Raw genomic sequence first — 26,076 nt, forward strand, 5'->3', positions numbered from 1 at the left:
AGCAGACCAGCGCCGCGTGCAGTCGAACCTGGCGCAAGCGTAAGAGGCCAATGTGGCGAATGCGGTCGCGCGTCACAGTTCAGCATTGGCTTGCGTGGCCATTAAGCGATAAAACTGAACAGCAATACGCTGCAACGTGCTGATTCAACACACTAGAATCTCGGTACACACGATCTATTGGGGACGCTGGCAATGACCGATCTCGGGCATGGCACTCGCGGTACTTCGCGCCGCACCGCAGCGCGCTTCGCCACGCTCGCGTTCCTGATGACGCTCACGCTTGGCAGCGGCGCGCAAACGTCGGAGCTGCCAGGCCAGGCAGGCGTCGCAGCGGGCGCAGCAGCCGCGACTGCGGTCGCGCCGCGCACGCCGGCGGGTCCGCCGCTGCCCGCGGACTTTGACGTCGCCCGTTTCGAATCGATGGCGCAGCAGCTCGTCGCCGACCAGACGGTGCCGGGCCTCGCGCTTGCGATCGTCCACAACGGCCGCGTGCTGAGTGCGCGCGGCTACGGCATCACCGACGTGCGCGCGGCCGAGCCGGTCGATGCGCACACCGTGTTCCGCCTCGCCTCGCTGTCGAAGGGCTTCGCAGGCACGATGGCAGGCCTGCTCGTGCACGACGGCGCGCTGCGCTGGGACAGCCGCGTCAGCCAGTACCTGCCCGACTTCACTTTGCGTGATCCAGCGGCCGCGCAGCAGCTCACCGTGGCCGACGTGCTGAGCCACCGTGTAGGCCTGAGCCGAAACGCCTACGACCGCGACCTTGAGTCGTACGTCGACTACCGCACGCTCACGCGCAAGCTTGCGAATGCGCCGCTGCAGTGCCAGCCGGGCACCTGCTACTCGTACCAGAACGTCGCGTTCAGCCTGATCGGCGACATCGTGTTCGGTGCAACGGGCACGTTCTACGCTGACGCCGTGCAGCGCCGCCTGCTCAAGCCGCTCGGCATGAACGACGCGAGCCTCGGGCTTGCCGGTATCCAGTCGAGCGCACGCTGGGCGAAGCCGCACGTGCGCGGTCGTGGCGGTTGGGTATCGACGACGCCGAAGCCGACGTATTACGAAGTCGCACCCGCCGCCGGCGTCAATGCGAGCGCGAGCGACATGGCGCAGTGGCTGCTTGCGCAGACGGGGCACCGCCCCGACGTGCTGCCGGCGCCGCTGCTCGCCACCTTGCACCGACCGCTCGTGGACACGCCCAGCGAGACCCACGCCTCGGCCTGGCGCCGCGCGCGGCTGTCTTCCGCCGGCTACGGCTTGGGCTGGCGCGTGTACGACTATGCGGGCCACGAGGTGGTTTTCCACGGCGGCGCCGTGCAGGGTTACCGCGGCGTCATCGCAATGATCCCCGGCCGCAACCTCGGCATCGCGATGATGTGGAACGGCGAAAGCTCCCTGCCCTCCGGGATGCTTCCGACGATGCTCGACCGCGCACTCGGCCTGCCCGATCAGCGTTGGATGAAGTTCGAGTTCGACGAACCGACGCTCTACGCCGACAGCGATGCCGGCGCGCAGCCCGGCACCGTCGGAGGCGGCGGCAGCAAGGCCGCGGCGGCTCCGCACTGAGCGATCTGCCCGGCTTGAATCGAAAACGGCCCGCATCTGCGGGCCGTTTCTGTTTGGCGCCACTGACCAATGAACGCCGAGCGCCGACGGCGCCAAGCCGCACCGCCCCCGCGACCCGCACCGCGCCCGGCGACGCCCCCGCACACATAAAAAAACTCCTCCCCGCCTGGGCCGCGGGAAGGAGTTCCGTGATGCGTGCTATCGCGAGCTCGGATTCGCGATCAGATCATCGGCGCCGGGGTGGCCGGCATCGCGGTCGGAGCCGCCGCCGAATCCTTGCGCGAGGTGCGACGCGTGGTCTTCTTCGTCGCCGTCGACTTCCGGGCAGCGGTCTTCGTACCGCGCACACCCGCCGACTTTTTGGTAGCCGACTTCTTGGCGACCTTTTTGCCCGCGGTCTTCTTCGTGGCCTTCTTCGCGGCGGTCTTCTTCGTGGCCGACTTCTTGGTGGCCGACTTCTTGGCGACCTTCTTGCCGACAGACTTCTTCGTGGCCTTCTTGCCGACGGACTTCTTCGTCGCCTTCTTACCGACAGACTTCTTCGTGGCCTTCTTGGTGGCCGTCTTCTTCGTGGCCTTCTTACCTACGGACTTCTTCGTCGCCTTCTTGGCGGCGGTCTTCTTCGCGACCTTCTTACCCGCGACCTTCTTACCCGCGGTCTTCTTGGTGGCGGTCTTCTTGGTCGCGGCCTTCTTGCCCGCGGTCTTCTTCGTCGCCTTTTTGGCGGCGGTTTTCTTAGCAGCTTTCTTCGTGGCCATGGTCTGGCTCCTGGTCAGTGGTCAATCGGGGTACGGCCCAGTACAAACAGTGCCGCGGGGAGTCCCCGCGACCCACCGCCGACGCCAACACGGCGTCGAAACGGATCCGGCAATGCTTCCGTTCGCAGGAAGCGGCGGCAACGCGCCAACAGGTCGTCGCTTGTGGGCAGGTCGCCCGCGCTTGCGACTGACCGCATCCGGACCGGTGCGTTCTGCGATCCGCTCAAGGCGCTATACGGAGCGAAATGCGGTACGCGATATCGGGAGGGACGCGAACCCGTCGCCGCGGTTCGAAGCCATGCGGACGAGGTGAGTTGGTTGCAGCGCGTTCTCGCGTTGATTCGTCTCACTCAAAATGCGCAATTAATGCTGCTGCGCGAAACCTAATCACGCTTTTTTTTGAAGTCAACAAGTCTTCGAACACTTTTTCGTGCAGACGATGCGCAACGACACCGATCGCGTGTCCAGCGCTGCATTGGGTAAGCGCATCGAACTCCTCGACGCATGTTCGAACGTGTTCGAACGACGCGACTGAAAGCCTTGTCCTATAAGGGTTTTCGTGCAGTTCGCATCCACGACGCACGACGCATGCGCGATCGACGCAATCGTGCGCGTGCGACTTCGCATGGCGCTCACTTGCATGGATCAAACCCATACGGGCACTCGATGCACGCAGGCCGTTTCGCATCGCAACACACGCAACTGCGCGAACTTTGCGCGAGCAACGCGCCGCACGTATGCGATGCACGTCATGCTGTGTGGTCATTTTTTAGCCACACGCTTCACGAGACCACCACGCATCGATGCACCGCTCGACGCGTTGGTCGACGAGGATGCGATGCGTTGCCGATGATCCCTCGACAACCTCAACAACCCCGACGCGCTCGCACGTGTCGCCATGCGCGATCGATGGAAGCGTGCAATGCGCTTCGCGCGCCGGTCGGCTCGCGAGGCATGACGATCGATCGATGGCGTCGGGGTGTGCACAGGCGAGTCGGCGAAGAGGCAGGCTCGCGCATCGACTCCGCCGGCGGACACGTGATCGCCCGACACGCGCGATCCATCGATCGCTTCGCTGCGGTCGAACCAAGCAGCGCCGACCCGCCGCCTAACACGCTGCGCGGCGACACTCGACTCAGACCCACGTCAATGCAGCCCGACCGACACCGAGTGCCGCAGCGCGGACGGGACGGTCGCTGCGCATCGCCCAAAAGAAAAACCGCCGGGGTTCTCACCCCGGCGGTCGTCGTTCCGAACCGATGACGCGCGGCGCGTCAGTGGTTGTCGTTCTCGAGCAGCTCGGCGTAATCGTCGGGCCCGAGCAGTTCGTTGAGCTGCTCGGCGTCCTCGATCTCGACGGTGAAGATCCAGCCGTCGCCGTAGGCGTCTTCGTTGATCGTCTCGGGCTTGTCGCTCAGCGCGGCGTTGACCGCGGTGACGGTGCCGGTCACCGGCGCATACACGTCGGAGGCGGCCTTGACCGACTCGACGACCGCGCAGCCGTTGCCCGCTTCGACGCGGTCGCCGACGTTCGGCAGCTCGACATAGACGAGGTCGCCGAGCAGACCCTGCGCATGGTCCGAAATGCCCACCGTTACCTTGCCGTCGCCTTCGAGGCGCGCCCATTCGTGGGACTTGAGGAACTTCAGGTCGCCAGGGATCTCGCTCATGGGGGAACGCTCCGATGCTGCTGATGTGGGAAGGGCGATAGTGTAACCACGCGACCGCGCAACGCGATGCGTCAGGCGAGCACGCCGTCCTGCGCCTTGCCTTCGCGCACGAACGGGAACTTCACGACTCGCACCGGCACTTCGCGGCCGCGGATGTCGACACGCACGCTGCCGGGCGCCAACTCACCCGCCGGCACGCGGGCAAACGCAATCGCCTTGCCGAGCGACGGCGAGAACGTGCCCGACAGGATCTCGCCTTCGCCGTTCGCGGTGAGCACCTTCTGCCCGTGGCGCAGCACGCCCTTCTCATCCATGACGAGGCCGATCATCTGCCGGGCGACGCCGTCTCGCTTCTGCGCTTCAAGCACAGAGCGGCCGATGAAGTCGCGGCCTTCGTCGAGCGCGACGGTCCAGCCGAGCGCGGCCTCGTAAGGCGAGACGCTCTCGTCCATGTCCTGCCCGTAGAGGTTCATGCCAGCTTCGAGGCGGAGGGTGTCGCGCGCACCGAGGCCGCACGGCTTGACGCCGGCTTCGATCAACGCGTGCCACAAGGCGACGGCCTGCGGCTCCGGCACCACGATCTCGAAGCCGTCCTCGCCGGTGTAGCCGGTGCGTGCAACGAACAGCGGCACGCCGTCGATTGTCTGCGCCTCACCTGCTGCAAACCGCCCGAGCTTGCGCACGCGCTCGCGATCTTCCTCGCGCAGCAGGCCGATGACCTTCTCGCGCGCGGTCGGGCCCTGCACCGCGATCATTCCGGACTCGGGTCGCTCGGAGACCGACACGTCGAATGCCTTTGCCTGCTGCGTGATCCACGCGAGGTCCTTTTCGCGCGTCGCGGCGTTGACCACGAGGCGGAAGAAGTCGTCGGCGAGGAAGTACACGATGAGGTCATCGATGACGCCGCCGTTCTCGTCGAGCATCGCGGTGTACAGCGCCTTGCCCGGTTGCTTGAGCTTGTCGACCGAGTTCGCCACGAGCCGACGCAGGAATTCGCGCGTGCGCTCACCGCGCAGGTCGACGACGGTCATGTGGCTGACGTCAAACATGCCTGCGTCGCGACGCACCTGATGGTGCTCCTCGATCTGCGAGCCGTAGCTGATCGGCATGTCCCAGCCGCCGAAGTCGACCATCTTCGCGCCGAGCGCGCGGTGGGCATCGTTGAGGATCGTCTTCTGGGTCATGTCGGCGGCCTGGCGATAGAGGCGCGCATTATTCCAGATGCGCGAGAGCGGCCGGAATCGCCGGGGGAGGCGGCAGCGTGGGCCGGCGGCGTGCCGCGCCCGCGCTACATATATATGTGTCGTTGGAAATCGCGTGCGGCGTTCGGCGCCCGGCTGCCCGCATCGACGAGGAGTGGCGGCTCCAGCGTGCGGGACGGTCTTGCGATTCGGGGGTCAGGCATCGGCGGCGTGCTCGCAACCGTCGACCTTGCCGGCCGTGCTGCGCTCGATGATCGCGTCCTCAGTCGGTGCGCCTGTCGTCTGCGCGCCACCATGCGCACTCGCAGCCGATGCACTGCGACGGTTCTGTCGCTGCGTGCATCCCTATGGGTGATGACGACGATGACTGCGACCGAGCTGACTGCTGACGATGCGCCCCGGACGGGGCGACGGACACGTCCGTGTCGGGCGCGGTCCGCAGTGCGTTCGCGATCGACGTGCCGGATGCCTTGCTCGAGCGGGTACGACGCGGCGAGCGCGGGGCATTCGAACAGGTGTACCGCCGCTTCGAGCGGCCGGTCTACACCTCGGCGGTGCGAATGCTTTCCGACGTGCGAAGCGACGGCCAGGACGACGCCGCCGACGTGCTGCAGGACACGATGATCAAGGTATTCCGCCGCGTCGACGAATTTCGCAACCACGGCGCGCCGTTCTGGAGCTGGCTCCGACAGATCGCGGTCAATGAGGCGCTGATGCGGCTGCGCAGCCGGCGCCGGCTCGACAGTGAGGTCGCACTCCGACGACACGTTCGAGGATCCGGCATCGCCGCTAGCGGCGACGGCCGACACGGCGCAGTTGCTTCGCGCGCTCTCGCAGCTGCCGGCCGCGACGCGCAGCGTGCTGTGGCTGTACCACGCCGAGGGGTACACGCACGACGAAATCGGTGCACTGATGCAGCGCACTGCGCGAACGACTCGATCCCGATCCGGCCGCATCGAGCCGGGAGGTATCAAAGGTCCGTTGATCAACCGACGCATCGCCGCGACTGGGATAGCGCCTTCGCGGCATTGCCGCTCGAGGCCCCGCCGCCGGACGGCTGGGCGCGGCTGGCTTCAACGCTGGATGCGGGGACGTCGCGCCCGACGCGCATGCGCCGCTTCCGCCGTCCGTTCGCGGTTGCGGCGGCGCTCGCCGTGCTCGCACCGGTGCTTGCGTTGCGGCTGCTCGAGCCGGGAGCGGGACGCGACGCATGGCGTTGCCTCGATGTCATCGGGTCCGCCGGCTGCAGAAGCTCACAGCCCAATCGAAGAGCGCGATCGGTTGACCGCAGAGGCGGAACAGGCCGCCGGCCCGGACGTCAATGCACAGATCGCCGGCTCTGCCGACACTGCGCATCGCACGTCACCAACCGTGATTGCGCACCACCCGGCAGAGCGCGACGTTGATCGAGCGCCGATGAATCGGGACGCACGTGCCTCGCGGCCAGCGCAGACGAAACTCGTTACGTCCGATGTCGGCGTGGCACCAAACACGCTGCGCGCTGCGTCGACCCAACCCGGCGCGGGGCCTGACGTGCAGGCCGAACAGATCGATGTGCTGCCGCGCTCGCGTCGACGGCCAGCGCCGATGCAGCCAACGGTGATACCGCCGCACTATCCGGCGACACGCCGTCGTCGCCGGCCGATCCGCTGCGCCCGCTCTACGCCGAGGCTGCGCAACTCGAAGCGCTGTTGGCGCTCACGCGCGACGACCGCGTGGCCAGCGCCGCGGGTGCGGCGATCGGCAACGCGCTGGTCGCTCGCGTTGCAGCGATCGATGCCGAGCTCGCGCGCCCCGGCCTGTCCGAAGCGCAACGCACCGCGCTGTGGCATGGACGCGTTGCCGCGCTGCGCCAGCTGGTCGGCGTGGAACCAACCGAGCGCTGGCTCGCAGTGCACGGCCGCGCGTACGGCGATGCGTCCGTGCACGTCGACTGATTGCGCCTGCAGGTTCTAACCCACTTTTTGAGTACACCGCCATGAAAGTCCAACTCCGCACCGCCGCGCTTGCTGCGGGCATGCCCTTTCCCTCCCGTTCGGCGCGGTCGCGCAGACCACAGGCAGCGATGCGAAAGCGCTCGAGGCGGCGCAGGCTGAGCTCGAACGCGCCGCCGCGCGCGTTGCCGAGCTCTCTCGCAAGCTGGGCCGCCCTGCAGGCGATCCGCACACGCAGAGCAGCAGCAAAGGCCGGGCGCTGCTCGGCGTGGTTCTCGGGCCGGACGACGCGCGCGGTGTGCGCATCGCCGGCGTCACGCCGGACAGCGGCGCCGCCAGCGCCGGCCTGCGCAGCGGCGACCTGATCGTCGCGGTCGGCGGGCGGCCGGTAGCGGGCGCGGACGGCGGTGCACGTCCTGACCACGCCCGCCGACATCTCGCACAGCTCCGGCCCGACACGCCGGTTGCGATCGACTACGAGCGCGAAGGCAAACGCGCGAGCGTTCGCGTCACGCCGCAATTTGGCGACGGCGCGTTCGTCTTTCGAGACGATGGCTTGCTCCACCTCGACGACCCGATGCGCGCGGTCGCGAGGCGCACTGATCCGCTCACGGTGATCCGCGATGCACACACGACGCGAATTGACGGCGACGCGCCACAGGCCCGCCGCGTCATCCGCCGCGAGATTCGCGGGACCGACGAAGGGGATGTCGAGGAAATCGAACTGGCACCTGCGCCAGGCGTCGCGCAGAGTGTCCACCGCGAGATCGTGCGGCTGCGTTCCGACGGCGACTGCGGCGGCGCGCCGTGCCGGCTGCCTCTGATCGCTGACGCGCTTCGCTGGAACGGGCTGAACTTCGCGTCGATCGACGCGCAGCTGGGTCGCTATTTCGGCACCGACCGTGGCGTGCTCGTGCTCAGCAGCGCCCCGGCGTTCGGCGGTTTGCAGGCCGGCGACGTGATTCAGCGCGTTGGGGGCGAGCCCGTGGCGTCGCCGCGGGAGGCGATGGCCGCGCTGCGCAACCGCGCTCCGGGCCGGGAGGTCGACGTTGCCTATCTGCGTGATCGCAAGACCGCGACCACGCGGGTGCGCGTGCCCGAGGCGCCGACGCTGCGGATGCCGATCGCGCCGGCGGCGCCTCCGGCACCCCCGGCTCCGCCTGCCCCCGATGCACCGCCAGTGCCGGCAGCGCCACCTGCGCCCGCCGCGCCGCCTGCCGTCTCCGCTCCGACCGCGCCACGGGCGCCCGCCGCCCCGGAAGCACCCGAGGCGCCTCCAGCCCCACCCGCGCCTCCGAGGGGATCGCCGGGGGCGGTGCGGGCCTGAGCCGCCGCAGGGCAGCGGCTTACTTCGTAAGAATCAGCTTGTCGTTGCGCGTGTGGCGCAGGCGGTACGTCTCGCCGGCGTGCTCAATGAGGATCTCGCGATTTCCGCGCAGCAATGTGCGGCTGTCGAACCGGGTTGGACGCACATCGGGCGCCGTCGTTTCGACGCGGGCGTCGATGGAGCGCGGCTTGAGGTGCAGGACGGCAGACGGCATGGACATGGCGATGCTCCCTAATTGGCTCACGGATGATAACCATTCGCATTTGAGGCACAAGCACAACCGTCTCGCTCGACGCGCGTGACATGACGACCGGGCGACGTTCGCGGGACTGTCTGCAGCGAACGCCGCCTGCCGTCCTCCGCCACCCCTCGCCTCGCGCCATCAAACGATGGAGCGAGGCGGCGCACTGCCAAGCTCCGACCCACGTCGCGAACCGCAGCAAGTCCCGCAGGCTACGATGCCGGCCTGATGAGCGCCGCCCCTGACCTGCCCCCCGCCGCCGACGCCGCGCGTCCGCATCGCCTGTCACGGAGCGGGGCGTGACGCGCGTGTCGGGCGACCCGGCCGATCGCAGCGACGAGCGCCGGGTGCGACGCGGGCCGTTCGACGAGCCGCGTCATTCGGCAAAGGTGCCGGTGTCCGACGCGATCGCCTCGCTGCTCGCGCGGCCGGACGAGATCATGCTCGAGGTGGGCGCAGGCGGAGAGCTGCTGGTCGCGCGGCTGCGCGCGGTCATCGCCGGTTTGCTCCTGCTGTTGCCGCTGGCGAACATGCTCGGCGGCGGCACCCTGCGCGGCACGCTGATCGGCCTCGCGGGCGCAGTGCTCGTCAACGTCTGCGCACAGATCTGGCTGCCGCTCGCGCGCCGCTCGCGTCGATACCGCTGGTTGCCGTTCGCGACGTCCGCATTCGACGTGACCGCCGCCAGCGCGGTGCTCGTGGTCATCGCGGCGCACGACGTGCCCGCGGCGCTCAACAACCCCGTCGTCTGGTGCGGCTACCTGCTCGCCATCCTGCTGACTGCGCTGCGCGGCGACGGCCGCACGACCCTGCTCGCAGGGGCGCTCGTGCTGCTCCAGTACGGCGCACTGGCCGCATTCGCGCTCGTGTCGACGCCCGCCGAGGCGCTGGCATCGAGCGAGCACGGCATCGTCACCTGGGCCACGCAGCTGCAGCGGCTCGTGCTGCTCGCCGCGGGAACGCTGATCACGGCGATGGTCGTCTACCGCATGCAGCGGCTCGTCGAAATGTCCGGCACCGACGGCCTGACCCGCCTGCCAAATCGGACCTGGCTGCTGCATCGCATCCCGCGCCTGCTTCGCACTGCTCGCGAGGAAGGCGGCAGCCTGACGCTCGCGCTCATCAACCTCGATCACTTCAAGCGCGTCAACGACGAAGCCGGCCACAACGTTGGCGACCGGGTGCTGCGCCATGTCGTGAGCGTGCTGCGTGATGGCGCCGAACCTGGCGAATGGCTGGTGCGGCTCGGCGGCGAGGAATTCGTGCTCGTGATGCGCAAGCCGATCGGGACGTCGTGGGAGCGGGTCGATGCCCTTCGGCGCCTGGTCGCCGGCCGCCCGTTCGAGCTCGATCGCGGCGCCGACTTCATGCGCGTGACGTTCAGCGCAGGCCTGGCCGGCTACCCGCACGAGGGCACTGACCTCTCCAGCCTGCTGAGCCGCGCTGACCAGCGCCTGCAGCAGGCCAAGCGCGAGGGCCGCAACCGCGTCGTCGCACGCGATTGCTGAGCACGCGCACGCCTTGGCGCGACCGCGGCGCGGTATTCTGCGCCGGTTTGATTGACGCACGGCCGCGCGCCGCAGGGGACATTCCGTGGAAGCTTTGAGTCGGGTCGGTTTCGGCCTGTTCGGTCTTGCCGTGCTGATCGGCATCGCCTGGCTGTTTTCCAGCCACAAGAAATCGGTCGACTGGCGCCTCGTGGGCACCGGCATCGCGCTGCAGATCGCGTTCGCAGCGCTCGTGCTGCTCGTGCCGGGCGGCCGCGACGTGTTCGACGCGCTGGGCCACGGGTTCGTGAAGATCCTCAGCTTCGTCTCCGCCGGCAGCACGTTCATCTTCGGCGGGCTGATGGACATCCCGCGCTACGGCTTCATCTTTGCGTTCCAGGTGCTGCCGACGATCATCTTCTTCGCGGCGCTGATGAGCGTGCTGTACCACCTCGGGGTGATGCAGGCGATCGTGCGCGCGATGGCCTGGGCGATCACCAAGGTCATGCGGGTGTCCGGCGCGGAAACCACGAGCGTGTGTGCGAGCGTGTTCATCGGCCAGACCGAGGCGCCGCTCACGGTGCGTCCGTACATCGGCCGCATGACCGAATCTGAGCTCATCACGATGATGATCGGCGGCATGGCCCACATCGCGGGCGGTGTGCTCGCGGCGTACGTCGGCATGCTCGGCGGCGGCGACCCGGTGGCGCAGGCGTTCTACGCCAAGCACCTGCTCGCAGCCTCGATCATGGCCGCGCCGGCCACGATGGTGGTCGCAAAGCTGCTGATCCCCGAGACCGGCACGCCGCTCACGCGCGGCACGGTCAAGATGGAAGTCGAGAAGACCACGAGCAATGTCATCGACGCCGCCGCCGCGGGCGCTGCCGACGGCCTGCGCCTGGCGCTCAACATCGCCGCGATGCTGCTGGCGTTCATTGCGCTCATCGCACTGCTGAACTGGCCGCTGACCGCGATCGGCGAAGCGACCGGCCTCGCCGCCGCGATCGGCAAGCCGACCGACATGGCGACGATCTTCGGCTACGTGCTCGCACCGGTGGCTTGGCTCATCGGCGTGCCGTGGCAGGACGCGACGATCGTCGGCGGCCTGATCGGCCAGAAGATCGTGCTCAACGAATTCGTGGCGTACCTGCAGCTGGCGGACATCGTCAACGGCAAGACGCCGGGCGTCGTGCTCAGCGAGCAGGCCCGCCTCATCGCGACGTACGCGCTGTGCGGCTTCGCGAACTTCAGCTCGATCGCGATCCAGATCGGCGGCATTGGCGGCCTGGCGCCCGAGCGGCGTCAGGACCTTGCCCGCTTCGGGCTGCGCGCCGTGCTCGGCGGTACCTTGGCCACGCTCATGACGGCGACGATCGCCGGCGTGCTCACGAACTTCGGCTGAGCCATGACCGGGCGCGTCGCCGTCGTCGGCTCGTTCAACGTCGACCACGTCTGGGTCGCGGCGTCGCTGCCGCGGCCGGGTGAGACGCTCGCGGGGGACTACCGCAGCGGCCCCGGCGGCAAGGGGTTCAACCAGGCGATCGCCGCCGCTCGCGCGGGCGCGCCGACCGACTTCATCTGCGCGCTCGGTGACGACGCGGGCGGTGCACTCGCTCGCGCACTCGCGCACGACGACGGCATTGCCCTGCACGACATGCGCAGCGACGCGCCGACCGGCACCGCCGGCATCTTCGTCGGCGAAGCCGGCGGCAACAGCATCGTGATCGGCCCCGGTGCGAACGCGGCGCTGACGCCGGCGTTCGTCGATGCGCAGCGTGCCGTGATCGCACGGGCGGCCGTGGTCGTCGTGCAGCTCGAATCCCCGCTCGACGCGATCACGCAGGCGCTGCGCATCGCGCGCGGGGCCGGCGCGGTGAGGGTGCTCAATCCGGCGCCGGCGAACGTCGCGGTGCCCGCCGAACTGCTCGCGCTCGCCGACGTCATCACGCCGAACGAAACGGAATTCGCAGCGCTGCTCGATGCCCATGCAGGGGAGCGCATCGACGCGACGGCCATCGCCGCGCTCGGCGACGACACGCTCCACGCACTGTGCCGCCGTCTGCTGCCACACGGGACGGTGGTGGTGACCCTGGGCGCAGCAGGTTGCTTCGTGTCTCACGGCGCACGACGCGTCAGCGAGGCTGAGCATGCCCGTGTGCCCGGCGAGCGCGCGGACGCGATCGACACCACCGGCGCCGGCGATGCGTTCAACGGCGCGCTCGCCGCGTCGATCGCACTCGGCCCGGGGTGTTCGTTGAACGAGCAGCTGCGCTTTGCGAACCGCTACGCGGCGCTGTCGACGGAACGTGCCGGCGCGGCTGTAGCAATGCCGACGGCCGCGCAGGTTCAGGCCCGCTTCGGCGACTGAGCGACGCCTGTCGTGCACAACGGCCAACCCGACCATTACATTTGCGAATGGTTCGCATTACCATGACGGCCCGCTCACTGCTGGCCCCTCGATGTCACGCTCCCTGCTCTGCTGCGCCGTTCTGCTCGCCCTGTCCGCATCGCCCGCGCGCGCCGAAGACGCCACCGACCTCGACCGCGTGACCGTCTCTGCCAGCACGTCGCGGCTGCCCGACTCCGAGGCCGCACTGCCAAACACGATCACGGTGATCGACCGCGAGCAGCTCGAGCGCCAGCTCACATTGACGCAGGATCTCTCGCAAGTGCTCGCGAACCTGATCCCCGCATTCGCGCCGTCGAGCCAGAAGCTCACCAGCCGCGGCGAGTCGCTGCGCGGTCGACAGCCGCTCTACATGGTCGACGGCGTGCCGCAGTCGACGCCGCTGCGCGACGGCGCCCGCGATTCACGCACGATCGACCCGGCGATGATCGAGCGCATCGAAGTCGTCCACGGCGCGAACGCGCTGCAGGGGCTCGGCGCGTCTGGCGGCATCATCAACATCATCACCAAGCGCGCACCGCGCCAGGACGGCGCGACGTTCGTCGACGTGGCGGTTGCGGGCAGCACCGCACTGCCGAGCCAGGACGAAGGCACCTCCGTGCGCGGCTCGGTGCTGTTCGGCACGCGTCGCGGCGCGTTCGACCTGATTGCCGGCGCCTCCATCGCCGAGGAAGGCCTGTACTACGACGGCGACGGCCGCGCGATCGCGGTCAACGGCGTGCAGGGCGACACGATGGACGCGCACAGCCGCAACCTGTTCGCCAAGGTCGGCTGGCGGCTCGACGACGAGCGCCGCCTGCAACTGACGGCAAACCACTTCGAGCTGCAGGGCCACAACGATTACGTCTCGGTCGACGGCGATGCCGTGCGCGGCATCACCGCGACCTCCGTGCGCGGCGAGCCCGAAGGCGAAGGTCCGCGCAACCGCGCCGACTCCCTCTCGCTCGACTACACCGACAACGCGTTCGCCGGCGGCTACCTGCAGGCGCAGCTGTACTGGTTCGACTTCGCGGCGCTGTATGGCGGCAGCTATTGGCGGGATTTTTTCCAGGACGGTTCGCGCCCGAACTGGTTCGACCAGTCGCAGAACGCGAGCCGCAAGCTCGGGGCGAAGTTCGCCTGGTCGCGCGACCACATTGCGGACCTGCCGCTGCGCGTGATGCTCGGCCTGGATGCGCAGCGCGACACGACCTATCAGGAGCTCATCGAAAGCGGCCTGAACTGGGTGCCGGAGACCACGTACGAATCGGTCGCGCCGTTCGTGCAGGCCGAATACCGGCTCGGCCCGGTCGCGCTGATCGGCGGCGTGCGCCATGAGCGCGCCGAATTGCAGGTCGACGATTTCACCACGCTTCCGATCTACGGCAGCCAGCGCGTCGAAGGCGGCTCGCCGCGCACGCGCGAAACGCTCGGCAACCTCGGCGCAATCTGGAACGTCAACGACGCGTTCAAGCTCTACGCCTCGTATGCCGAGGGCTACACCGTGGCCGACATCGGTCGCGTGTTGCGCGCGATCAGCCGGCCGGGCGAGCGCGTCGATACGCTTGCCGACATCCGCCCGGTCATCGCCGACAACCGCGAGGTCGGGCTCGACTACGACGACGGCCGCTGGCTCGTGCACGTGGCCGCGTACTGGTCGGATGCGGAGTTCGGCTCGCGCCTGGACTACAACCCGGATTCGCGCAGCTACGAGGTGCGACGCGAGCCGACGAAGATCCGCGGCGTCGAGGCGAATGCGGCGCTTCAGGTGTCGGAGGCCACGCGTGTCGGCATCGCGTACGCCGCGGCGGAGGGTCGCTACGACGGCATCCCCGAGCGCAATCCGGACGGCTGGTATGAAAGCGACCTGTCCGGCGCCGACATCGCACCCGACCGCGCAACCGGGTTCTGGGAGCAACAGTGGACGACCAACGTGTCGACACGCCTCCAGGCCAGCCACGCGTTCGATCGCGGCTTCGAAAGCGAGGGACAGGAGGTGGCCACGTTCGACGGCTACACCACCTTCGATCTGCAGGCCCGGATCGCGCTGCCGGTCGGGCATCTGAATGTCGGCGTCGAAAACCTGTTCGACCGCCAGTACGTGACGTATTACTCGCAGACGACGCCGTCGAACCGCGACTACGTGTCGGGCCGCGGTCGTGTGCTCACGCTCGGCTGGTCGAACCGGTTCTGAGCATGGTCGCCGTCGCCGCGCCGCGAGCCATCCCGCGCGCCACGTTGCGGCAGCGTGTGCGTGCGCTGCTCGCATGGCTGCACCTGTGGGTGGGCCTAGGCGTCGGCACGGTGTTCGCGGTGATCGGCCTGTCGGGCTCGGTGCTCGTGTTCGGCGAGGACATTCTGCGTTGGCAGCAGCCGCAGCTCAGCACGTTCGAGCCGCGCATCGACGGCGAGGTGCTCGCCGGCATCCTCGCGCGCGAAAGCAGCGAGGGCCTTCGAGGCGTGCACCTGCCACATGCGGAGCGGCCGGTCTGGACGGGCTTCTATACCGACGGCCGCGAGCGGCTGTTCGCCCCCGATGACGGCCGCCTGCTGCTCGAACGCTCGGCGGAGAACGACGTGATCGCGTGGCTGTTCGAACTGCACGCGCACCTGCTCGGCGGCGAAACCGGCGAGGCGGTGCTCGGCATCGTCGGCTGGATCTCGCTCGGCCTGCTGTTGACCGGGCTGTACCTGTGGTGGCCCAAGCCCGGGCGCATACGCGCGCAACTGCGCGTGTTCCGCGGCCCGCCAACGCGGCGCTGGCTGACGTGGCACCGCAGCGCGGGCGTCGTGCTGACGCCGCTGTTGCTGCTGTCGACGCTGACCGGCGTCGGCATGGTCTACCACGACGGCGCACGCGCCCTACTGACCTCGCTGTTCGGCGGCGGTGAGACGCCCGCGGCCCCCTCGCAGGACGCACGCCGCGCCGACGTCGACTGGCCAGCCGTGCTGGCGCGCGCGCAGGCCGCGTTGCCCGGCGCGCAGCTCACCCGCACTGGCGCGCCGGCGGAGGACAACGACGTGGTGTCGTTTCGCGCACGCGCCGTCGGCGAATGGCATCCAAACGGTCGCAGCACGGTGCACGTGGATCGTGCCGGCCGCGGGCTATTGCTCGTCCACGACGCGACCGGTCAGCGGCTGGGCGCGCGCATGACCGAGGCGATTTATCCGCTGCACATCGGCTCGGTCGGCGGGGTCGTGATGAAGTGGCTGACGGCGCTCACCGGCCTGCTGCCGGCCTTCCTGCTAGCGACAGGCTTTCTGTACTGGCGACGCCGTCGCGGCAAGTGACGTATTCGCGCGCCCGGGCTTCCGGTCGCGCCGGCGCAGCACCGTCCCGGAACAACGGTCGCCCTTTGCATTCAGCCGGGCCCGACGCCCGTCCGTAGAATGCGCGCCATGCGCATCGGCCCCTACACCATCGCCCCGCACGTGATCCTCGCGCCGATGGCCGGCGTCACGGACAAGCCGTTCCGCGTGCTGTGCAAACGCCTCGGCGCTGGGCTGTGTGCGTCGGAGATGACGACGTCCGACCCGCGCTTTTGGAACACCGCGAAGTCGCGCCACCGCATGGACCACGACGGCGAGCCTGCACCGATCAGCGTGCAGATCGCCGGCACGGTGCCCGAGGTGATGGCCGAGGCCGCGCGCTACAACGTCGCGCACGGCGCGCAGATCATCGACATCAACATGGGCTGCCCGGCGAAGAAGGTCTGCAATGCCTGGGCCGGCTCCGCGCTCATGCGCGAGCCCGCGCTCGTCGCACGCATCTGCGAGGCCGTCGCGCGCGCGGTCGACGTGCCGGTCACGCTGAAGATCCGCACCGGTTGGGCCGCGGGCCAGAAGAACGCGCTCGAGATCGCGCGCATCGCAGAGAGCGCCGGCATTGCCGCGCTCGCGATGCACGGTCGGACGCGCGATCAGCAGTACACCGGCACGGCCGAGTACGACACGATCGCTGAAGTAAAGGCCGCGCTGTCGATCCCGGTCGTCGCAAACGGCGACATCGACTCGCCCGAGAAAGCCGCGGCCGTGCTCGCCTACACCGGCTGCGATGCGGTCATGGTCGGCCGCGCGGCGCAGGGCCGGCCGTGGATCTTCCGGGAGATCGCGCATTACCTGGCTACGGGCGAGCACCTGCCACCGCCGACACTGGACGAGGTGCGTGACGTGCTGCTCGGCCACCTCGAGCAGCTGCACGGGTTCTATGGCGAAGTCTCGGGCGTACGCATCGCACGCAAGCACCTGGGCTGGTATGCAAAGGACCGCCCGGAGAACGCGGCGTTCCGCGCCGTCGTCAACCGCGCGGAAACGGCCGAGGCGCAGCTTGCGCTCACGCGCGAGTATTTCGATGCGCTGATCGCCGGCGAGCCGCTCGCGGTTGCGGCGTGAGCAAGCACCGGGCGAGCGCCAGCGCTTTGCCTCCAGCAATGGACTGAAGCGTCTCCCGCGCCAAGTGGCCTGAAGCAGCCTTCTGTGCTGCGCGGCGTCCATGCGCCTGTGAGGACAGGCATCGACGCACGTCGCCGCATCCTGCATGCAGTGCGGCACGGCCCGTCATGGCCGCCGTCCGCGTATTTGTTCTTGTCCCTTTGCAGTTGCAACGCCATGACCGACGCCACCGCCCCGTCCACACCCTCGATGCCCTACCTGCACGGCTTCTCGCCGACCGAGCAGGCCCGACTGCGCAGGCAGGCGCGCATTGCCGAGTCGACCATCTTTCGCAACGTCGACTACAGCGGTGCCCGTCGTCTGCTCGAGGTCGGCAGCGGCGTGGGCGCGCAGACCGAGATTCTGTTGCGCCGGTTCCCGGACCTGCACGCGACCTGCGTCGACCTCAACGCCGCCCAGCTCGATGCCGCACGCGAACATCTGGGCGGCATGGCCTGGCTTGAGGGCCGTTATTCGCTGCAGCAGGGGGATGCGAGCGACCTGCCCTTCGAGCCGCGCAGCTTCGACTCGGCGTTCCTGTGCTGGGTGCTCGAGCACGTGCCCTCGCCCGCGCGCGTGCTCAGCGAGGTGCGACGCGTGCTCGCGCCCGGCGCGCCCGTGTACATCACCGAGGTCATGAACGCCTCGTTCTTGCTCGACCCGTACTCGCCGAACGTCTGGCGCTACTGGATGGCGTTCAACGATTTCCAGATCGACTCCGGTGGCGACCCGTTCGTCGGCGCGAAGCTCGGCAACCTGCTGCTGGCCGGCGGCTTCCATGACGTGCAGACCGAGATCAAGACGTTCCACTTCGACAACCGTGAGCCCGCGCAGCGCAAGACGATGATCGCGTTTTGGCAAGAGCTGTTGCTGTCGGCAGCCGAGCAGTTGATCGCCGAAGGCAAGGTCACCGAGGAGATCGTCGCCGGCGTGCGTCAGGAGATGCAGCAGGTGCAGAACGACCCGAATGCGGTGTTCTTCTACTCGTTCGTGCAGGCGCGGGCCGTCGTGTACTGACCGATTCCTGGCGGGCAAGCCGCTGGGGGCCTGGGACCGCCAGGGAGAATGGCCGGACGAACCGTCAGGTGTGGAAGAAATCCACCTTGCCGTCGTCGAGGTCGTAACGCGCGCCGACGATCTTGAGCTTGCCGGCGGCGATCGGGTCTTCGAGAAGCTTGCCCGAGATCTTGAGCCGTTCGACCACGTCCACAACATTGCGGCGCACCGCGTTGTCGAGCCAGTCGCCTTCTTCCGACCGCGCGCGAATAGCCGCCGGCAGGATGGGGCCGACCATTTCACCAATGGCGCCGGGGAACTCGGTTCCGTCACGAACGATGGAAACGGCCGCGGCCACCGCGCCGCAGCGCTCGTGCCCCATTACCACAATCAGCGGCACGCCCAGTTCCGCGATGGCGTACTCGATGCTGCCCAGGCCCTCGGCGGAAACCGTATTGCCCGCCACCCGCACGATGAAAAGGTCGCCGAGACCCTGACCGAACAAGGCCTCGGGCGGAACGCGCGAATCCGAGCAGCTCACCAGCACCGCAAACGGGGTCTGGTTCTTCGCGATCTCAAGCCGTCGCTTGCGGTCGAGCTGAGGCGAAGGCGCCTTGTCGGAGACAAACGCCTGGTTGGCCTCTTTAAGGCGCTGCAGTGCCTGGTCGGCCGTCATCGTGGTGGTGGTCTTGGCGCCTGCGGGTGCTGCAACCGCGGCGGCCGACGCGGCAACGCCAGCGGCGCCTGTGGCGCCCAATGCGAGCGTACGCAGGGCATTGGCACCTAGCAGCGGCGCCGCGGCGACGGCACCCGTGCAGGCGCAGACGGCGCCGAGTGCGCGGCGGCGACTCGGAGAAGCGGGAGGGGGATTGCTCATGATCGAACCTCATCGGTTGCGGCAGAAGTAAAGCGGCGCACCGCCTTCGTCGACAACCGAGCGGTTCAGGCCGGTGCATCCCCATCCTGCCATGACACCCTGCCGAACCGGACGACACCGCATTCACCGCATACGTCCCGCCGAAGCCGAGCCACTCCTCTAACGCGTCAGCGCTGTGCCCCGCTTCACCGGGCTGACGGCTCGTTCCAGATGCGATGCCACATCGATGCAAGCCGCCGGCTTGCATTCCACGGCCATTCGATCGGACGCGGTTCAATCGCGCGCCACCCGCCGTCGACCCGCTCCGCGACCACGAAGCGAAACGTGTAGTCAGGTTCGCTGCCCATGCGCAGGTCCGACAGCACGAGCGCGCCGTCGCGGACCTCAGCCTTCATGAAGCCCCGGTTGAACCACGCGAGCCGCTTTACCACCGGCAAGTCGCGCACCGCGTGCATCGCGTCGACATCAGACGCGTAGTGACGGAACCGCATCGGCCCGCGGTCGGCCACGATCGAGCGCTCGCCTTCGACGAAGCCCTTCGGCGTCATCGCTACGACGCGCCACAGCAGTGTGTTGAACGGCATCGGCACGGAGAATCGAGGTGCGTCGGCGAGCCCGATGCGTGCAAGCGACGCATCGGCAGCGCGCTCAACCGATGTCTTTGCGAGCAGTGAAAAGCCGAGGTACGCGGTGCTCAGCACCAAGCCTGCAACAAGCAACCTCTGTGCGCCGCGCCGCTCGCGCAGCCACCAGGCCGCGATGCATGCCGCGAGCAACCAGATCGTATAGAGCGGATCGATGATGAACACGCTCGACCACATCGCAGGCGGCGGCCTGAGCGGCCACCACAGCTGCGTGCCGTAGACGGTGAACGCATCGAGCAGCGGATGCGTCACAAGCGCGAGCTGCATCGCCCAGAACCACCGCATCGGCGCCTGCGCCACGCGCCCGCCGCAGCGCTTGAACCATGCCCACAGCAGCGCACCGATGATCGGCAGAACGACCAACGAGTGGCTGAGGCTGCGGTGCCAGGTCATGCGCTCGACTGGATCGTCGGTGAGCGGATTGATGACCAGCACGTCGAGATCCGGCAGCGTCCCGAGCGCGGCGCCTGCGAGCAGCGCCGCGCGGCGATGGCCGGCGGGGGCGATGGCGGCGGCGACCGCGGCGCCGAGGACGATCTGACTCAGGGAATCCATCCGCGCATGCTAACCGTCGCGCTTGCGGCCGGCGCCGGGTGGCCCTCGCCTTAACGGCCGTGCAGGCACCATGCGCGGCTGCCGGCGTGGCTGTATCATGCGCGGCCATCCTTTTATCCGAATGCAAGGATATAGCCTCGATGTCCAGCTACCTGTTCACCTCCGAATCCGTCTCCGAAGGCCATCCGGACAAGATCGCCGACCAGATCTCCGATGCCGTCCTCGACGCGATCCTCGCCCAGGACAAGCGCGCGCGCGTGGCCTGCGAGACGATGGTGAAGACCGGCGCCGCGATCGTCGCGGGCGAAGTCACCACGACCGCGTGGGTCGACATCGAAGCGCTCGCGCGCAAGGTCATCAACGACATCGGTTACGACAATTCCAATGTCGGCTTCGACGGCCACACCTGCGCCATCATCAACATGCTCGGCAAGCAGTCGCCGGACATCGCCGCGGGCGTCGACCGCACCTCGCCCGAGGAACAGGGCGCGGGCGACCAGGGCCTGATGTTCGGTTATGCCGTGAACGAAGCACCCGAATTCATGCCGGCGCCGATCTTCTACAGCCACCGCCTCGTCGAACAGCAGGCGAAGGTGCGCAAGGACGGCACGCTGAAGTGGCTTCGTCCGGACGCGAAGAGCCAGGTCACGCTGCGCTACGACAACGAGCACAAGGTCGTCGGCCTCGACGCCGTCGTGCTGTCGACCCAGCATGACCCGGGCATCGCGCAGAACGACCTCGTCGACGCGGTGTACGAGCACATCCTCAAGCCGGTGCTGCCGGCCGAGTGGCTGGGCGCGCTGCCGAAGAACAAGGTGCATATCAACCCGACCGGCATTTTCGTGATCGGCGGCCCGGTGGGCGACTGCGGCCTGACCGGCCGCAAGATCATCGTCGACACCTACGGCGGCATGGCGCGCCACGGCGGCGGTGCGTTCTCGGGCAAGGACCCGTCCAAGGTCGACCGCTCGGCCGCGTACGCCGCGCGCTACGTCGCGAAGAACGTCGTCGCCGCGGGCCTCGCCGACAAGTGCGAAGTGCAGGTCTCGTACGCGATCGGCGTCGCCGAGCCGACCTCGATCTCGGTCACCACGTTCGGCACCGGCAAGATCAGCGACGAGCAGATCGAGAAGCTGATCCGCGCGCATTTCGACCTGCGCCCGTACGGCATCGTCAAGATGCTCGACCTGATCCACCCGGTGTACCAGGCCACCGCCGCGTACGGCCACTTCGGCCGCGCGCCGGAGCAGGTCAGCTACCGCGACCAGGGTGGCATGGAGCACACGGCGACGGCGTTCTCGTGGGAGAAGACCGACAAGGCCGACGAGCTGCGCAGCGCGGCCGGCATCAAGTAAGAAACTTCCGCTGCACCCTCGCGCCTGCGTCCGCATCGACGCAGGCGCGGCCGACGGGCCGCCCATTCGGGCGGCCCGTTCTGTTTTGGTCAGCGAGGAACCTCGATACTTCGCGCCCAGCATTTCCGGCCCGCACCTGCACGCGGGCGTCTTTCCGGCTCTCATCGGCCTGCCATGGACCTCCAGTTGTGAACGACGCGCAATCCACCTGCACCGCCCCGCACCCCGAATCCACCGACGCACCCGGCCCCGGTGCGGCTGACGCGCATGCCGCGTCGCCCGACAGCGTGCTCAACGCGATCGAGCTGCTGGAGGCGATCGTCGCCGACCGCACGGTGCTCGACACGCTGCCGGAGCAGGATCGCGTGCGCCTGCATCGGGCCGTGGCGCAGGTGCATTCACCCGAGCGACGCCAGAAGCGACAGAAGACGAAGACGCTGACGCGCCAGCGCAATGCGGATCTCGCGCGTCGCACCGAAGCGCTTCTCGACAGCACCGGCATCCGCGAGCTGCGCCGCAAGCCGGTGTTCACGACGCCGAACTATTTTCCGCCGGGCCCGGCGGGCAGCCATCTCGCGCTGGAATCGTCGTCGCCGCATCGCGAGGACCGCGAATCGCCCGAGCTGCTGCACTGCTATGTCTGCAAGCAGAAGTACACGCAGGTGCACCACTTCTACGACCAGCTCTGCCTGCCGTGCGCCGACTTCAACTTCTTCAAGCGCACCGAGCTGGCCGACCTGCGCGGGCGGGTGGCGCTGCTGACGGGCGGCCGCGTCAAGATCGGCTACCAGGCAGGCCTGAAGCTGCTGCGCGCCGGTGCCGAGCTCATCGTCACGACGCGCTTTCCACGCGATTCGGCCGCACGCTACGCAGAGGAGCCCGACTTCGCCGAATGGGGCCACCAGCTCGAGGTATTCGGGCTCGACCTGCGCCACACGCCGAGCGTGGAGGCGTTCTGCCAGCACCTGCTCGCCACGCGCGAGCGGCTGGACTTCATCATCAACAACGCCTGCCAGACCGTGCGCCGCCCGCCCGAGTTCTACGCGCACATGATGGCCGGCGAAACCGCCGCCGTGCACGACGCGCCCGAGGCCGTGCGCCGCATCCTCGGCCGCTACGAAGGACTGCGCAGCTACACGATGCTGCCCGAAGGCGATCAGGCGACTACCCAGCTCGTGCACGACACGAGCGCGATGCGCGACGCGGCCGGCCTGACGCGCGCCGCCGAGCTCTCGCAGGTGCCACTGCTGCCCGAGGAACTGCTCGGCCAGAAGCACCTGTTCCCCGAGGGTCGACTCGATGCGGACCTGCAGCAGGTCGACCTGCGCGGCCGCAATTCATGGCGGCTGCAGATGCACGAGGTGCCGTCGGTCGAGCTGCTCGAGACGCAGCTCGTGAACGCGGTCGCGCCGTTCGTCCTCAATGCGCGGCTCAAGCCGCTGATGCTGCGCACGCCGGGCCGCGACAAGCACATCGTCAACGTGTCGGCCGTCGAAGGGCAGTTCTACCGCAACTTCAAGACCACGAAGCATCCGCACACGAACATGGCGAAGGCCGCGCTCAACATGATGACGCGCACCTCGGCGGCCGATTACCACGGCGACGGCATCCACATGAACTCGGTCGACACCGGTTGGGTCACCGACGAGGATCCGATCGAGATCGCCGCGCGCAAGGTCGTCGAGGAGCGCTTCCACCCGCCGCTCGACATCGTCGACGGCGCGGCGCGCATCGTCGATCCGATCATCGCCGGCCTCAACACCGGCGAGCATGTGTGGGGTCAGTTCCTCAAGGATTACAAGCCGACCGACTGGTAATCGACCGCACGCGTTGCGCTCGAATCCGCTGAAACGAAACAGGGCGCCGAGGCGCCCTGTTTCGTTTCTGATCGTGCGAAACCGTTGCTTACTTCTTCGCCTGGGCCGCCGGCTCCACCGCCGCGTCCTTGACGTACCGGTCCAGCCACTCGCTCGTCTCAGCGAGCATGTGCAGGATCGATTCGCGCGCGCGGTAGCCGTGCGACTCGTTCGGAAGCATCACGAGCTTTGCATTCCCACCGAGGCCTTTGATCGCCGCAAACAGGCGCTCGGACTGGACCGGGAACGTTCCCGAGTTGTTGTCCTGCTCGCCGTGGATGATGAGCAGCGGGTCCTTGATGTTCTGTGCGTGGTTGAACGGCGACATCGCCGCGTACGTATCACGCGCCTGCCAGTAGTTGCGCTCCTCGGCCTGGAAGCCGAACGGCGTCAGCGAGCGGTTGTAGGCGCCGCTGCGCGCGATGCCGGCCTTGAACAGACGCGTGTGCGCGAGCAGGTTTGCGGTCATGAACGCACCGTACGAATGCCCGCCGACCGCGATGCGGTCGCGGTCTGCAACGCCGCGGCGCACGACTTCATCGACCGCCGCCTCCGCGCTCGCGACGAGCTGCTCGACGTAGGTGTCGTTGGGCTCGGCATCGCCCTCGCCGACGATCGGCATCGACGGATCATCGAGCACGGCGAAGCCCATGGCGACATACGGCAGCGGGCCCCAGTAGCCGATCGCGTTGAAGCGGTGCGGCGAATCGGTGACCTGGCTTGCCGCGCTCGCGGATTTGAACTCGGCCGGATACGCCCACATCAGCAGCGGCAATGCGCCATCGCGCTTGGCGTCGTAGCCCGGCGGCAGGTACAGGTTGCCGGTCAGCTCGACACCGTCGCGGCGCTTGTAGCGGATCTGCTCCTTGCTCACGTCGCGCAGCTGCGGCGTCGGATGCTCGAACGCCGTCAGCGCGCGCGGCGGCGCATCGCCGCGCCGCACGAAGTAGTTCGGCGGATCACGGGGAGACTCACGACGCGTCAGCAGCGCAGTGCCGCCGTCGTCGAGCAACGCCAACGGCACCTCGTAATGCGGCGCCTGCGAATGGAACAGCCGGGTCTTGGAGTTGTCCGCAAGCGACCAGCGATCGACGAACGGACGATCGCCTTCGGGCGACGCGCCCTCGCCGATCAGGAACAGCGCATCGCCCTCGCCAATCAGCAGCCGCTCGAACCCGGCCGCATCGCGCACGGTGACCGGCTCGCCCGGATCGTTATAGCGATCCTCGCTCGAGCCTTCGTGCAGCAGCGTCGGTGCGGTCGAGGGCGCATCGGGCGCGACACGCCAGCGCTTGGTCTGCCGCGTCTTCCACCAGTACTCGTCGACGAGCGCGAGATCCCCGCGGCCCCACTCGGCGCCTGCGTAGCGGCTGCCGAGCTTCGCGAGCACAGCCGGCGGCTGCTTGAATGGCGCGGCCTGGATCATGACCTCGTCGCGCACGGCCGTCTCCACGGCCGGATCCCCGTTGTCGCGCGCCTCGGCCCAGACCAGCGTTGCCGGCGCGTCGCTGCGCCAACCGATCGCGCGCACGCCGGTCGGCACCGCATCGTTCCCGGTGGGCAGGCCTTCGACGAGCGGCCGCTTCGCGACCGTGTGCAACACGCGCCCGTCGAGGCCCAGCACTTCGGTGCGCTGTGGGAAGAAGTAGACCGGCACGAGGTACGAAAACGGCCGCTCGATCGCGACGCTCAGCACGTGCCGCCCATCGGGCGACGGGGCGGCCGTCGTGCGAAGCTCGGGCGAACCGAGCTTCTGCTGCGTGCCGTCCAGCGATACCAACGCAAGCTGCGAGCGCAGGTAGTGCTCGAACGTCTTGGCGTCGTGCTCGTTCTTCAGCAGGTCCTGGTAGGTGCGCATTGATCGCACAGTCCCGCCCGGGCCCGTCTGCTGGATGTTCGGCCCGGTCGGAACGCCGTCCGACACCGGCGCTTCACCACCGGCGCGCAGCGTCACCAGCAGGCGCCGGCTGTCGGGGAGCCAGTGGTACCCGCGCCCGGCAACGGTGTTGAGGTCGCCCGCAATGCGCCGCGCGCGACGCGTCGCGACGTCGACGACCCAGAGTTCGTTCGCCCCGCTGCGCGGATCGACATGGTTGAACGCGAGCTGCGACTGGTCCGGCGACCATGCGGTGGTCGCGATCGACAGCGGCTGCGGCAGACCTTCGATGCGCAGTTCCTTCCCGGAGCCGACCTCCATCAGCGACAGGTCGCTGCCGAAGCTGAAGCGGCTGTCCGAGTACGTGCGCGGGTTGATGCGCATCCCGGCGAGCTTGAGCTCGGGCTGGGCGACGGTTTCGATCGACGGCAAGGGCGGCACCTGCATCAGCGCGGCGAGGTCGCGCTTCGGGCCGAGCAGCAACTGGGGCGGGCGTGGCGCATCGACGATGGCCTTGAGCGCAGCCGATGGCAGACGGTAGCCACCGGCGGCCGTTTCTGCGGGAGCGGGCGCAACCGTGGCAGGCGCCTGGGCGACGAGCGTCGACCACGGCAGCAGGGCGAGCAGCAGGATGGCGGCGGAGCGCCGCGGCGCGATCTTGTTCATGGGCGACCGTTGGAATGGAGGTGTCCGCAACGGGACGCGGCTCACATCTCCTGCCCGTCCCTTAGCGCGACCCCGAGCATATCGGCTGGGCGGCGCCCGAGCCGGTACAATTGTGGCGATTCACCGAGGGGCGCTGCGACCGCTGCACCGTGCGGATTCTTCCGCCAAGCCCGCACATTCGTGTGCGGACTTTAAGGCAACGGCCAGGCTCGGCGAAATCTCTTCTGTAAACGGCGCCCGATGTCCGCG

Annotated in this window: 19 protein-coding genes, 1 pseudogene and 1 riboswitch; of the genes and pseudogenes, 13 read left to right on the forward strand and 7 right to left on the reverse strand. The window is 68.4% G+C overall.

The window, feature by feature from the left end; translation table 11 throughout:
• Positions 1-192: 192 nt before the first annotated feature.
• On the forward strand, positions 193-1,566 hold the full coding sequence (locus IE075_RS14285; protein WP_189457780.1) for a serine hydrolase domain-containing protein: 1,374 nt from the start codon (positions 193-195) through the stop codon (positions 1,564-1,566).
• 221 nt (positions 1,567-1,787) lie between these two features.
• On the opposite strand, the gene IE075_RS14290 is transcribed toward IE075_RS14285, so the two are convergent.
• The 3 genes from IE075_RS14290 to gcvT form a co-directional block, all read right to left on the reverse strand.
• On the reverse strand, positions 1,788-2,324 hold the full coding sequence (locus tag IE075_RS14290; RefSeq protein ID WP_189457781.1) for a histidine biosynthesis protein HisIE: 537 nt from the start codon (positions 2,322-2,324) through the stop codon (positions 1,788-1,790).
• 1,274 nt (positions 2,325-3,598) lie between these two features.
• Positions 3,599-3,994, reverse strand: coding sequence for a glycine cleavage system protein GcvH (gcvH, locus tag IE075_RS14295; RefSeq protein ID WP_189457782.1), 396 nt, complete (start codon positions 3,992-3,994; stop codon positions 3,599-3,601).
• A gap of 71 nt (positions 3,995-4,065) precedes the next feature.
• Complete coding sequence (gene gcvT, locus IE075_RS14300) at positions 4,066-5,178, reverse strand: glycine cleavage system aminomethyltransferase GcvT (RefSeq protein ID WP_189457783.1); 1,113 nt, start codon at positions 5,176-5,178, stop codon at positions 4,066-4,068.
• A gap of 578 nt (positions 5,179-5,756) precedes the next feature.
• Between gcvT and IE075_RS15730 the strand changes: the two are divergent.
• The 3 genes and pseudogenes from IE075_RS15730 to IE075_RS15745 form a co-directional block, all read left to right on the forward strand.
• Positions 5,757-5,873: pseudogene (locus IE075_RS15730) on the forward strand (sigma factor); the annotation flags it as partial.
• 1,014 nt (positions 5,874-6,887) lie between these two features.
• On the forward strand, positions 6,888-7,133 hold the full coding sequence (locus IE075_RS15740; RefSeq protein WP_229792548.1) for a hypothetical protein: 246 nt from the start codon (positions 6,888-6,890) through the stop codon (positions 7,131-7,133).
• Between the two features lie 256 nt (positions 7,134-7,389).
• Complete coding sequence (locus tag IE075_RS15745; protein WP_268244945.1) at positions 7,390-8,457, forward strand: PDZ domain-containing protein; 1,068 nt, start codon at positions 7,390-7,392, stop codon at positions 8,455-8,457.
• A 19-nt stretch (positions 8,458-8,476) separates the two neighbouring features.
• On the opposite strand, the gene hemP is transcribed toward IE075_RS15745, so the two are convergent.
• A complete protein-coding gene (gene hemP, locus IE075_RS14315) occupies positions 8,477-8,677 on the reverse strand; it encodes a hemin uptake protein HemP (protein WP_189457784.1) in 201 nt (66 codons plus the stop codon).
• A gap of 320 nt (positions 8,678-8,997) precedes the next feature.
• Here hemP and IE075_RS14320 point away from each other — a divergent pair, with 320 nt between their 5' ends.
• The 7 genes from IE075_RS14320 (at position 8,998) to IE075_RS14350 (ending at position 18,019) form a co-directional block, all read left to right on the forward strand.
• Complete coding sequence (locus IE075_RS14320; protein WP_189457785.1) at positions 8,998-10,206, forward strand: GGDEF domain-containing protein; 1,209 nt, start codon at positions 8,998-9,000, stop codon at positions 10,204-10,206.
• A gap of 85 nt (positions 10,207-10,291) precedes the next feature.
• On the forward strand, positions 10,292-11,587 hold the full coding sequence (locus IE075_RS14325; RefSeq protein ID WP_189457786.1) for a NupC/NupG family nucleoside CNT transporter: 1,296 nt from the start codon (positions 10,292-10,294) through the stop codon (positions 11,585-11,587).
• A 3-nt stretch (positions 11,588-11,590) separates the two neighbouring features.
• Positions 11,591-12,553 (forward strand): ribokinase, encoded by a 963-nt coding sequence (locus IE075_RS14330; RefSeq protein ID WP_189457787.1) that lies wholly within the window; start codon positions 11,591-11,593, stop codon positions 12,551-12,553.
• 91 nt (positions 12,554-12,644) lie between these two features.
• Complete coding sequence (locus tag IE075_RS14335) at positions 12,645-14,765, forward strand: TonB-dependent receptor (protein ID WP_189457788.1); 2,121 nt, start codon at positions 12,645-12,647, stop codon at positions 14,763-14,765.
• Positions 14,766-14,767: 2 nt separating this feature from the next.
• On the forward strand, positions 14,768-15,862 hold the full coding sequence (locus IE075_RS14340; RefSeq protein ID WP_189457789.1) for a PepSY-associated TM helix domain-containing protein: 1,095 nt from the start codon (positions 14,768-14,770) through the stop codon (positions 15,860-15,862).
• 108 nt (positions 15,863-15,970) lie between these two features.
• Positions 15,971-16,963 (forward strand): tRNA dihydrouridine synthase DusB, encoded by a 993-nt coding sequence (gene dusB / locus IE075_RS14345; RefSeq protein ID WP_189457790.1) that lies wholly within the window; start codon positions 15,971-15,973, stop codon positions 16,961-16,963.
• Between the two features lie 216 nt (positions 16,964-17,179).
• Complete coding sequence (locus tag IE075_RS14350) at positions 17,180-18,019, forward strand: class I SAM-dependent methyltransferase (protein ID WP_189457791.1); 840 nt, start codon at positions 17,180-17,182, stop codon at positions 18,017-18,019.
• 64 nt (positions 18,020-18,083) lie between these two features.
• Here the strand turns inward: IE075_RS14350 and IE075_RS14355 are convergent, their stop codons facing one another.
• Entirely contained in the window at positions 18,084-18,674 is a 591-nt protein-coding gene (locus IE075_RS14355; RefSeq protein WP_189457835.1) for a carbonic anhydrase, read from the reverse strand.
• A gap of 386 nt (positions 18,675-19,060) precedes the next feature.
• Positions 19,061-20,074 carry a metal-dependent hydrolase gene (locus IE075_RS14360; protein ID WP_189457792.1) on the reverse strand — a complete coding sequence of 338 codons (1,014 nt, stop codon included), beginning with the start codon at positions 20,072-20,074 and terminating at the stop codon, positions 19,061-19,063.
• Positions 20,075-20,214: 140 nt separating this feature from the next.
• On the opposite strand from IE075_RS14360, the gene metK reads away from it, so the two are divergent.
• Positions 20,215-21,429, forward strand: coding sequence for a methionine adenosyltransferase (metK, locus tag IE075_RS14365; RefSeq protein ID WP_189457793.1), 1,215 nt, complete (start codon positions 20,215-20,217; stop codon positions 21,427-21,429).
• A gap of 287 nt (positions 21,430-21,716) precedes the next feature.
• A complete protein-coding gene (locus IE075_RS14370) occupies positions 21,717-23,246 on the forward strand; it encodes an SDR family NAD(P)-dependent oxidoreductase (protein ID WP_189457836.1) in 1,530 nt (509 codons plus the stop codon).
• A gap of 88 nt (positions 23,247-23,334) precedes the next feature.
• Here IE075_RS14370 and IE075_RS14375 read toward each other — a convergent pair whose 3' ends face one another.
• Positions 23,335-25,827 carry a S9 family peptidase gene (locus IE075_RS14375; RefSeq protein WP_189457794.1) on the reverse strand — a complete coding sequence of 831 codons (2,493 nt, stop codon included), beginning with the start codon at positions 25,825-25,827 and terminating at the stop codon, positions 23,335-23,337.
• 119 nt (positions 25,828-25,946) lie between these two features.
• A riboswitch (S-adenosyl-L-homocysteine riboswitch) is annotated at positions 25,947-26,073 on the forward strand.
• Positions 26,074-26,076 lie beyond the last annotated feature (3 nt).

The organism is Cognatilysobacter bugurensis, assembly GCF_014652095.1.
GTDB classification, from domain to species: Bacteria; Pseudomonadota; Gammaproteobacteria; order Xanthomonadales; family Xanthomonadaceae; genus Cognatilysobacter; species Cognatilysobacter bugurensis.

Coding starts and splice junctions, on each gene's coding strand:
- IE075_RS14285 (WP_189457780.1), top strand. CDS start 193: ATGACCGATCTCGGGCATGGCACTCGCGGTACTTCGCGCCGCACCGCA.
- IE075_RS14290 (WP_189457781.1), bottom strand. CDS start 2,324: ATGGCCACGAAGAAAGCTGCTAAGAAAACCGCCGCCAAAAAGGCGACG.
- gcvH (WP_189457782.1), bottom strand. CDS start 3,994: ATGAGCGAGATCCCTGGCGACCTGAAGTTCCTCAAGTCCCACGAATGG.
- gcvT (WP_189457783.1), bottom strand. CDS start 5,178: ATGACCCAGAAGACGATCCTCAACGATGCCCACCGCGCGCTCGGCGCG.
- hemP (WP_189457784.1), bottom strand. CDS start 8,677: ATGTCCATGCCGTCTGCCGTCCTGCACCTCAAGCCGCGCTCCATCGAC.
- IE075_RS14330 (WP_189457787.1), top strand. CDS start 11,591: ATGACCGGGCGCGTCGCCGTCGTCGGCTCGTTCAACGTCGACCACGTC.
- IE075_RS14335 (WP_189457788.1), top strand. CDS start 12,645: ATGTCACGCTCCCTGCTCTGCTGCGCCGTTCTGCTCGCCCTGTCCGCA.
- IE075_RS14340 (WP_189457789.1), top strand. CDS start 14,768: ATGGTCGCCGTCGCCGCGCCGCGAGCCATCCCGCGCGCCACGTTGCGG.
- dusB (WP_189457790.1), top strand. CDS start 15,971: ATGCGCATCGGCCCCTACACCATCGCCCCGCACGTGATCCTCGCGCCG.
- IE075_RS14350 (WP_189457791.1), top strand. CDS start 17,180: ATGACCGACGCCACCGCCCCGTCCACACCCTCGATGCCCTACCTGCAC.
- IE075_RS14355 (WP_189457835.1), bottom strand. CDS start 18,674: ATGACGGCCGACCAGGCACTGCAGCGCCTTAAAGAGGCCAACCAGGCG.
- IE075_RS14360 (WP_189457792.1), bottom strand. CDS start 20,074: ATGGATTCCCTGAGTCAGATCGTCCTCGGCGCCGCGGTCGCCGCCGCC.
- metK (WP_189457793.1), top strand. CDS start 20,215: ATGTCCAGCTACCTGTTCACCTCCGAATCCGTCTCCGAAGGCCATCCG.
- IE075_RS14375 (WP_189457794.1), bottom strand. CDS start 25,827: ATGAACAAGATCGCGCCGCGGCGCTCCGCCGCCATCCTGCTGCTCGCC.